We start from the raw sequence: 9700 nt of genomic DNA, 5'->3' as shown, positions 1-9700 counted from the left end.
GGTCGACGTGCCCGATCGTCCCGATGTTCACGTGCGGCTTGTTGCGCTCGAACTTGGCCTTGGCCATGGCTTTTCTCCGTCAATTCGCAGCCAGCGCGGGATCCCCGATGGGATCCCGGCGGCGGTTGATGCTGATCAGGCGTATTTCGCCTGGATCTCCTGGCTGATGTTCGACGGCACCGGCTCGTAGTGGTCGAACTGCATGGTGAACTGCGCGCGGCCCGAGGACATCGAGCGCAGGTTGTTGATGTAGCCGAACATGTTGGCCAGCGGCACGAAGGCGGCGATCGCCACCGCGTTGCCGCGGCTGTCCTGCCCGGTCACCTGGCCCCGACGCGAGGTCAGATCGCCGATGATGCCGCCGGTGTACTCCTCCGGCGTGATCACCTCGACCTTCATCACCGGCTCGAGCAGCTTCGCGCCGGCCTTGCGCAGACCCTCGCGCATCGCCGCGCGAGAGGCGATCTCGAAGGCCAGGACCGAGGAGTCGACGTCGTGGAAGGCGCCGTCGATCAGCTCGACCTTGAAGTCGATCACCGGGAAGCCGGCCAGCGGACCGGAGTCCATCACCGACTTCACGCCCTTCTCGACGCCCGGGATGTACTCCCGCGGGATCGAGCCGCCGACGATCTTGGACTCGAAGCTGTAGCCCTCGCCCGGCTCGGTCGGTTTGATGACCATCTTCACGCGCGCGAACTGGCCCGAACCGCCGGACTGCTTCTTGTGCGTGTAGTCGATCTCGGCGTCGTGCGAGATCGTCTCGCGATAGGCCACCTGCGGGGCGCCGATGTTCGCCTCGACCTTGAACTCCCGCTTCAGGCGGTCGACCAGGATGTCGAGGTGAAGCTCGCCCATGCCCTTCATGATGGTCTGACCGGACTCGATGTCGGTCGAGACCTGGAAGGAGGGATCCTCGGCCGCCAGACGCTGCAGACCCTGAGACATCTTCTCCTGGTCGGCCTTGGTCTTGGGCTCGATGGCCAGCTCGATCACCGGATCGGGGAAGGTCATCGTCTCCATCACCACCGGCTTGGAGATGTCGCAGAGCGTGTCGCCCGTGGTCGTCTCCTTGAGGCCGGCCAGCGCGATGATGTCGCCCGAGCCCGCCCAGTCAATCTCCTCGCGGTTGTTCGAGTGCATCATCATCATGCGGCCGACGCGCTCTTTCCGACCCTTGGTCGAGTTGAGCACGGAGTCGCCCTTGGAGATGATGCCCGAGTAGACGCGGGTGAAGGTCAGCGAGCCCACGAACGGGTCGTTCATGATCTTGAAGGCCAGGCCCGAGAATGGCTCGGAGTCGTTGGCGTGACGCGCGATGTTGCGGGTCTCGGTCTCGTCGTCGGGCAGGAAGCCCATGTACGGCGGGACGTCGAGGGGGCCCGGCAGGAAGTCGATCACGGCGTTCAGCATCGGCTGCACGCCCTTGTTCTTGAAGGCCGAGCCGCACAGCACCGGGACGAACGCCATCTCGAGCGTGCCCTTGCGGATCAGGCGACGCAGGGTCGCCTGATCGGGCTCCTCGCCCTCCAGGTACTTCTCCATGACCTCGTCGTCCATCTCGACGGCGAGCTCGATCATCTCGGCGCGCATCTCCTCGGCCTTGTCCTTGAGCTCGTCACGGATCTCCGTGACGTCCCAGGACGCGCCGAGGTCTTCGCCCTTCCAGGCCCACTCCTTCATGGTGATCAGATCGACGTGACCCTCGAGCTCGGTCTCCGAGCCGATGGGGCACTGGATCGGCAGCGGCTGGGCGCCGGTGCGGTCCTTGATCATGTGCACGCAGTTGAAGAAGTCGGCGCCGATCTTGTCCATCTTGTTGACGAACACGATCCGCGGGACCTTGTAGCGGTCGGCCTGACGCCAGACGGTCTCGGTCTGGGGCTCGACGCCGGCGTTGGCGTCCAGCACGCACACCGCGCCGTCGAGGACGGCGAGCGAACGCTCGACCTCGATGGTGAAGTCGACGTGGCCGGGGGTGTCGATGATGTTGAACCGGAACCGGGCCTCGTCGGGCGTGTCGCCGTAGATGCCGGTCGGGTTCTTGCCATCCTCGGTGCGGAACCAGAACGTCGTGGTCGCCGCGGAGGTGATGGTGATCCCGCGCTCCTGCTCCTGCTCCATCCAGTCCATCGTCGCGGCGCCGTCATGGACTTCGCCGAGCTTGTGGGACTTGCCGGTGTAGTAAAGGATGCGCTCGGTCGTCGTCGTCTTGCCGGCGTCGATATGCGCCATGATCCCGAAGTTACGGTAGCGCTCGAGCGAATATTCGCGGGCCATCGGTCTCGTCCTTGGGTCCGAGGAGGTGCGTAGGGAGTCGAGCGCCCCCGACCGGTGTCGGGGGCGTCCTGCAGTCTGTTACCAGCGGTAGTGGCTGAACGCCTTGTTGGCGTCGGCCATCTTGTGGGTGTCTTCCCGCTTCTTCACGGCCGTGCCGCGGCCCTGGCAGGCGTCCATGAGCTCCGAGGCGAGACGCTCTTCCATCGTGTTCTCGTTGCGCTTGCGCGACGAGTCGATGAGCCAGCGGATCGCCAGGGCCTCGCGGCGCTCGGGCCGGACCTCGACGGGGACCTGGTAGGTCGCGCCGCCGACACGGCGGGAGCGGACCTCGACCGAGGGCTTCACGTTGTCCAGGGCCTCGTGGAAGGCCTCGACCGGCTCGCGGCGGAGGCGGGTCTCAACCCGCTCCAGCGCGCCGTAGACGATGCCCTCCGCGACGGACTTCTTGCCGTCGTACATGAGGTTGTTCATGAACTTCGTGAGGATCTTGTCGCCATACTTGGCGTCGGGCAGGATCTCACGTTTCTCCGCGCGGTGACGTCGCGACATCTCTCAATTCCTCACTTAGGCCGCTTGGCGCCGTATTTGGAGCGGCGCTGCTTGCGGTCCTTCACGCCCTGCGTGTCGAGCACGCCGCGCAGGATGTGGTAGCGCACGCCGGGAAGATCCTTCACACGACCGCCGCGGATCAGCACCACAGAGTGCTCCTGGAGGTTGTGCCCCTCGCCGGGGATGTAGGAAATCACCTCGAACCCGTTGGTGAGACGAACCTTGGCGACCTTGCGGAGCGCGGAGTTCGGCTTCTTCGGGGTGGTGGTGTAGACGCGCGTGCAGACGCCCCGCTTCTGCGGGCAGGCCTGCAGGTGCATCGCCTTCTGGCGTTTGACTTTCGGCTGCCGGGGGTTCCGGATCAGCTGCTGAATGGTCGGCATCAGGCCCGAACCCTCTCGCTGCTTCCTTCGTACGCGCCGCGGCCCCCATGGCTCGACGACGCAAAAACTTTTTCTCGCGAATCGCGGGCTTCCGCGAATGCGCGAAACACCGCGACGCCCCGTATCCGGGTCGCCTGCGGCGCTTTGCAGAGGATCGGGGCGCCTCTAGAGGGCCCGGATCATGACCGTTAGTGGTCGGCTTCCCCCCGGAACGCGGCGACTCGCCGTGCCGGAAGTGCGCGGAACCTACGCAGGGTCCCCGGTGGTGTCAACTCTCGCCGGGCGTGGGGAGAGAAAGCAGTTCGCCGCCGTGGACGGGGCCAGACAATCCGCAGAATCCGCGCGCGATATCAATCGCTTCGCGGGCGGTCCCGACAGGGGGGACGTTGTCGCACGCGAGGCGCGCGGCCCGGGCGCGGCGCGCCGCCGGCGGAGGCGGCCGCAAGCCGGCCGCCTCGGTCCCCGTCGCCCCGTCCTGGCGCGGCCGGGGGCGCGCCGGGGCCGGGAACGTCGAGGTCGGCGCGGCCCCCGCGAGAATCGGGCGCCGCGGCCGGTTCGCGGCGGTCGGTCCCTGCAGCGGCGAGCTCTCGCCCTGCCGGGACCGGCGCGCGAGGCCCTGCCTTGAGCCTCACTCCTCGGGTTCGGCCGCGTTCTCATAGAGCTCGCGCGCCGCCCCGGCCAGGGCGTCGTCGATCAGGGCGAGCGCGATGGCCAGGCGATGCGCCAGCTCGGGGCGCCCGCGGCCGAAATGAGCGCAGCGGGCCAGCGCCTCGAGCGCGGCCAGCGCCTTGGCCGCTTCACGCTCCACCAGCCCGCCCTCGACGGCGACTGGGGCTTCCGTGCCGGCGTGCCAGCCCAATGTGGACGCCGGCTCCCTGCGGTCTTCGTTCTTCGTTTCATGGCATTCCGACGCGTTCCCACTCTCCGGGCTCGTCGCTCTCGCCTCGCGGGTGCGTTGCAGGCCAGCCCCGCCAAGGCGAGGATCGTCATACGCGTGAGTCATGCCATTCCCGTGTCGCTGGTGATCATTCGTCCTATTCATGTCAGTGAAATAACGTTTTTCCCGCAACGAACCTTGATCCAGCGCAAGTCGAACGCACTAATTCGTCCCACAACGAAACGATCCGCGAGCCCAATGGCCGTCAATCGCCGGCGAGCGAGGGGGAATGTCGACCCTGCGGCGCCAAATTGGAAAGGCCCGCCCCCGATTCTGGGGGCGGGCCTTGATGTCATCAGATCTGCGTGCGGACGCGCCGCGATCAGGTCAGGTCGTCCGTCCCGTCGGGAGCGGCCTCGATGATGTCCATCGAGGCGCCGCCGGAGCCGGTCTCGACCTCCATCTCGGCGCCCATCTCGACCGCCGCGGCGGCGGCTTCCGCCTCCTTGGCCGCGATGATCTTGGCGTCGCGATCGGCGGCGACCTTCTTCACCCGCGCGGTGGCCCCGCCGGTGCCGGCCGGGATCAGACGGCCGACGATGACGTTCTCCTTCAGGCCCACCAGCTTGTCGCGCTTGCCCTGCACCGCGGCCTCGGTCAGCACCCGGGTCGTCTCCTGGAAGGAGGCGGCCGAGATGAAGGACCGGGTCGAGAGCGAGGCCTTGGTGATGCCCAGCAGCACCGGCTCGCCGGTGGCGGGCTTGCGCTTGGCGGCTTCGGCCTTGGCGTTCATCTCGTCGAACTCGACGCGATCGACCTGCTCGCCGGCGAGGAAAGTGGTCTCGCCGCCGTCCAGGATCTCGATCTTCTGCAGCATCTGGCGAACGATCACCTCGATGTGCTTGTCGTTGATCTTCACGCCCTGCAGTCGGTAGACGTCCTGCACCTCGTTGACCAGGTAGTCGGCCAGCGCCTCGATCCCCAGGATCCGCAGGATGTCATGCGGGGCCGGGTGACCGTCCAGCAGGTACTCGCCCTTCTGGATGAAATCGCCCTCCTGGACGCCGATGTGCTTGCCCTTGGGCACGAGATACTCGACGGGGTCGAGGCTCTCGTCCGCGGGCTCGATGGTGATCCGCCGCTTGTTCTTGTAGTCGCGGCCGAACTTCACCGTGCCGTCCACCTCGGCGATCACCGCGTGATCCTTCGGACGCCGGGCCTCGAACAGCTCGGCCACCCGCGGCAGACCGCCGGTGATGTCCTTGGTCTTGGCGCCTTCGCGCGGGATACGCGCCAGCACGTCGCCCACCCGGATGTCCTGGCCGTCCTCGATCGAGAGGATCGCGTCCATCGACATCGGATAGTGCGCCGGGTTGCCGTTCTCGAGCCGCACCGGCTCCCCGGTCTCGGGGTTCAGCACCAGGATCTCGGGCTTCAGCTCGTTCCCCTTGGGGGCCGAGCGCCAGTCGATCACGATGCGCTGGGAGATGCCCGTCGCATCGTCGGTCACCTCGCGCACCGAGACGCCGAGGTTGAGGTCGACGAACCGCGCGCGGCCCGCCTTCTCGGCGATGATCGGCAGGGTGTAGGGGTCCCACTCGGCCAGCTTCTGACCGCGCGAGATCCGGTCCCCCTCGCCCACCAGCAGGCGGGCGCCGTAGGGCAGCTTGAAGGTCGCCCGCTCGATCGGGACCGCGCCGCGGGTGTCCATGACCGCCAGCACCATGTTGCGGCCGAGCACGACGATGTGCCCGTCCTGGTCGGTGATCAGGTTGCGGTTGCGGAACTCGAGCGTGCCCTCGTGGGAAGACTCCATGAAGGAGTTGTCGGCCACGTTCGCCGCGCCGCCGATGTGGAAGGTCCGCATCGTCAGCTGGGTGCCGGGCTCGCCGATCGACTGGGCCGCGATGATGCCCACCGCCTCGCCCTCGTTCACCTGCGTGCCGCGGGCCAGGTCGCGCCCGTAGCACTGCACGCAGACGCCGTCCTGCAGCTCGCAGGTCAGGGGCGAGCGGATGTGCACCGTCTGCACGCCGGCCTCTTCGATGGCGTCGGCGTGGTGCTCCTCGATCATCGTGCCGGCGGGGTGGATCACCTCGCCAGAGACCGGCTCGACCACGTCATCCACGGGCACGCGGCCCAGGATGCGCTCGGCGAGCGAGGCAATGGTCTCGCCGCCGTCGATCACCGCCGAGGCCTGGATGCCCTTGTCGGTGCCGCAGTCGAACTCGCGCACGATGCAGTCCTGGGCCACGTCGACGAGACGACGGGTCAGGTAGCCCGAGTTGGCGGTCTTCAGCGCGGTGTCGGCCAGACCCTTGCGGGCGCCGTGGGTCGAGTTGAAGTACTCGAGCACGGTCAGGCCTTCCTTGAAGTTCGAGGTGATCGGCGTCTCGATGATCTCGCCCGAGGGCTTGGCCATCAGGCCGCGCATGGCCGCCAGCTGACGCATCTGGGTGGGCGAGCCGCGGGCGCCCGAGTGGGACATCATGTAGATCGAGTTGGGCTCGAGCTCCATGCCCGCGTCATCGGTCTTCACCGCCTGGATCTCGGCCATCATCTCGGCCGCGACGCGGTCGGTGCACTTGGCCCAGGTGTCGACCACCTTGTTGTACTTCTCGCCCTGGGTGATCAGGCCGTCGAGGTACTGCTGCTCGAACTCCTTCACCAGCTCGCGCGTCTCGTTGACGATCGGCCACTTGGTGTCGGGGATGACCATGTCGTCCTTGCCGAACGAGATGCCGGCCTTGAACGCCTCAGTGAAGCCCAGCGACATGATCCGGTCGCAGAAGATCACCGATTCCTTCTGACCGCAGTGGCGGTAGACGGTGTCGATGACCTCGCCGACCTCCTTCTTGCGCAGAAGGCGGTTCACGAGATCGAACGGCGTCTTGGTGTTCATCGGCAGCAGCCGGCCCAGGCGCAGGCGGCCCGGGGTCGTCTCGAACCGCTTGACCTCTTCCTCGCCCGTCTCGGGGTCGATCTGGCGGACGCGGGCCTGGATCTTGGTGTGCATCTGCACGACCCCGGCCTGCAGCGCATGCTCGACCTCGTCGATCGAGCCGAAGATCATGCCCTGCCCGGGCAGCCCCTCACGCGCGATCGAGATGTAGTAGAGGCCGAGGATCATGTCCTGCGAGGGCACGATGATCGGCTTGCCGTTGGCGGGCGACAGAACGTTGTTCGTCGACATCATCAGCACGCGCGCTTCCAGCTGAGCCTCGAGGCTCAGGGGAACGTGCACGGCCATCTGGTCGCCGTCGAAGTCCGCGTTGAAGGCCGAGCAGACCAGCGGGTGAAGCTGGATCGCCTTGCCCTCGATCAGCACCGGCTCGAACGCCTGGATGCCCAGACGGTGCAGGGTCGGCGCGCGGTTCAGAAGCACGGGGTGCTCGCGGATCACCTCGTCGAGGATGTCCCAGACCTCGGGACGCTCCTTCTCGACCAGCTTCTTGGCCTGCTTGACGGTCGAGGACAGGCCCTTGGCGTCGAGGCGCGCGTAGATGAAGGGCTTGAAGAGCTCGAGCGCCATCTTCTTGGGAAGGCCGCACTGGTGCAGCTTCAGCTCCGGCCCGGTCACGATCACCGAGCGGCCCGAGAAGTCGACGCGCTTGCCGAGCAGGTTCTGACGGAACCGGCCCTGCTTGCCCTTGAGCATGTCGGCGAGCGACTTCAGCGGGCGCTTGTTGGCGCCCGTGATCACCCGGCCGCGGCGGCCGTTGTCAAACAGCGCGTCGACCGACTCCTGCAGCATCCGCTTCTCGTTGCGGATGATGATGTCGGGCGCGCGCAGCTCGATCAGACGCTTCAGGCGGTTGTTGCGGTTGATGACCCGGCGATAGAGGTCGTTGAGGTCCGAGGTCGCGAAGCGGCCGCCGTCCAGCGGCACCAGCGGGCGCAGCTCGGGCGGGATCACCGGAACCACGGTCATCACCATCCACTCGGGACGGTTCTTGGACTCGATGAAGTTCTCGACCAGCTTCAGCCGCTTGATGATCTTCTTGGGCTTCAGCTCGCCGGTGGCCTCGGCGAGGTCCACGCGCAGCTGCTCGGCCTCGCGGTCGAGGTCGATCTCGGCCAGCATCTCACGGATGGCCTCGGCGCCGATGCCGGCGCGGAAGGCGTCCTCGCCGTACTGGTCCTGCGCGTCGAGGTAGTCCTCCTCCGACATCAGCTGGCCGTGCTTGAGGTCGGTCAGGCCCGGCTCGATGACGACGTAGTTCTCGAAGTAGAGGATCCGCTCGAGGTCGCGCAGCGTCATGTCCAGCATCAGGCCGATGCGCGAGGGCAGCGACTTGAGGAACCAGATGTGGGCGACGGGCGAGGCGAGCTCGATGTGGCCCATCCGCTCGCGGCGGACCTTCTGGAGGGTGACCTCCACGCCGCACTTCTCGCAGGTGATCCCGCGATACTTCATGCGCTTGTACTTGCCGCACAGGCACTCGTAGTCCTTGATCGGACCGAAAATGCGCGCGCAGAACAGACCGTCCCGCTCCGGCTTGAACGTGCGGTAGTTGATCGTCTCAGGCTTTTTGATCTCGCCGAAGGACCACGAAAGGATCCGCTCGGGCGAGGCCAGGGTGATCTTGATCTCGTCGAAGGTGCGGGGGGCCTGCACCGGCGCGAAGACGTTGGAGACTTCCTGGTTCATAAGTCAGCTCCCATAGAGCTTGAATTCAAGTAGCGGCCCGGTCGGCGCGGCAGGGGTCGCCCCCGCCGCGCCGGTCATCCGGATCGCGCTTACTCGGAGCCTTCGCTGTCGAGCAGCTCCATGTTCAGGCCAAGCGAGCGGATCTCCTTGACCAGAACGTTGAAGCTCTCGGGCACGCCGGCCTCGAAGTCGTCCTCGCCCTTGACGATGGACTCGTAGACCTTGGTGCGCCCGGCCACGTCGTCGGACTTGACCGTCAGCATCTCCTGCAGCGTGTAGGCCGCGCCGTAGGCCTCGAGCGCCCAGACCTCCATCTCGCCGAACCGCTGGCCGCCGAACTGGGCCTTGCCGCCCAGGGGCTGCTGCGTGACGAGGGAGTACGGGCCCGTCGAACGCGCGTGGATCTTGTCGTCCACCAGGTGGTGCAGCTTGAGCAGGTACTTCACGCCCACGGTGACCGGACGCGCGAACGCCTCGCCGGTGCGGCCGTCGTAGAGGGTCGACTGACCCGAGACGTGGAAGCCCGCCCGCTCCAGCGCGTCGTTGACGTCCGGCTCCTTGGCGCCGTCGAAGACCGGGGTGCCGATGGGAACGCCCGCGCGGACGTTCTCTGCGGCCTCCAGGATCTCGTCCTGGGTCATGTGCGACGTCTCGGCGTCGTAGACCTCGTCCGAGTAGGCGTGGCGCATCTTGGCCTCGACGGCCGCGAACTCGCCCGAACGCTTGTAGTTGTCCAGCGCCTCGCCGATCTGGGCGCCCAGACCGCGCGCGGCCCAGCCCATATGCGTCTCGAGGATCTGTCCGACGTTCATGCGCGAGGGCACGCCGAGCGGGTTGAGCACGAAGTCCACCGGAGTGCCGTCCTCGAGGAAGGGCATGTCCTCCTCGGGAACCACGCGGGAGATGACGCCCTTGTTGCCGTGACGGCCGGCCATCTTGTCGCCCGGCTGCAGCTTGCGCTTC

Annotated in this window: 6 protein-coding genes and 1 pseudogene; 1 reads left to right on the top strand and 6 read right to left on the bottom strand. The window is 66.9% G+C overall.

Annotation, left to right across the window (positions count from 1 at the left end):
* Positions 1 to 190 (top strand): hypothetical protein (locus AAC134_RS22810; RefSeq protein ID WP_339951929.1); only part of this gene is annotated, 190 nt, incomplete at its 5' end.
* On the opposite strand, the gene fusA is transcribed toward AAC134_RS22810, so the two are convergent.
* From fusA to AAC134_RS22780, 6 genes and pseudogenes are all read right to left on the bottom strand, one after another.
* Positions 136 to 2277, bottom strand: a complete 2142-nt coding sequence (gene fusA, locus AAC134_RS22805; RefSeq protein WP_339951927.1) for an elongation factor G — start codon at positions 2275 to 2277, stop codon at positions 136 to 138. The genes AAC134_RS22810 and fusA overlap by 55 nt on opposite strands.
* 78 nt (positions 2278 to 2355) lie before the next feature.
* A complete protein-coding gene (gene rpsG, locus AAC134_RS22800) occupies positions 2356 to 2826 on the bottom strand; it encodes a 30S ribosomal protein S7 (RefSeq protein WP_339951925.1) in 471 nt (156 codons plus the stop codon).
* Positions 2827 to 2837: 11 nt separating this feature from the next.
* A complete protein-coding gene (rpsL, locus tag AAC134_RS22795) occupies positions 2838 to 3209 on the bottom strand; it encodes a 30S ribosomal protein S12 (RefSeq protein WP_092859269.1) in 372 nt (123 codons plus the stop codon).
* A 628-nt stretch (positions 3210 to 3837) separates the two neighbouring features.
* Positions 3838 to 4068 (bottom strand): hypothetical protein, encoded by a 231-nt coding sequence (locus AAC134_RS22790; RefSeq protein WP_339951922.1) that lies wholly within the window; start codon positions 4066 to 4068, stop codon positions 3838 to 3840.
* Between the two features lie 400 nt (positions 4069 to 4468).
* Positions 4469 to 8737 carry a DNA-directed RNA polymerase subunit beta' gene (gene rpoC, locus AAC134_RS22785; RefSeq protein ID WP_339951920.1) on the bottom strand — a complete coding sequence of 1423 codons (4269 nt, stop codon included), beginning with the start codon at positions 8735 to 8737 and terminating at the stop codon, positions 4469 to 4471.
* A gap of 89 nt (positions 8738 to 8826) precedes the next feature.
* Positions 8827 to 9700, bottom strand: a pseudogene (locus AAC134_RS22780) (DNA-directed RNA polymerase subunit beta); the annotation flags it as partial.

Source organism: uncultured Albimonas sp., assembly GCF_963977235.1.
In the GTDB taxonomy this organism is placed as follows: Bacteria; Pseudomonadota; Alphaproteobacteria; order Rhodobacterales; family Rhodobacteraceae; genus Albimonas.
The sequence above is the reverse complement of the archived record's forward strand: the minus strand, read 5'-3'. Positions and strand labels throughout refer to the sequence as shown.

Excerpts from the sequence above, each read along its gene's own strand:
- rpsL (WP_092859269.1), bottom strand. The coding sequence starts at position 3,209 with ATGCCGACCATTCAGCAGCTGATCCGGAACCCCCGGCAGCCGAAAGTC.
- rpoC (WP_339951920.1), bottom strand. The coding sequence starts at position 8,737 with ATGAACCAGGAAGTCTCCAACGTCTTCGCGCCGGTGCAGGCCCCCCGC.
- rpsG (WP_339951925.1), bottom strand. The coding sequence starts at position 2,826 with ATGTCGCGACGTCACCGCGCGGAGAAACGTGAGATCCTGCCCGACGCC.
- fusA (WP_339951927.1), bottom strand. The coding sequence starts at position 2,277 with ATGGCCCGCGAATATTCGCTCGAGCGCTACCGTAACTTCGGGATCATG.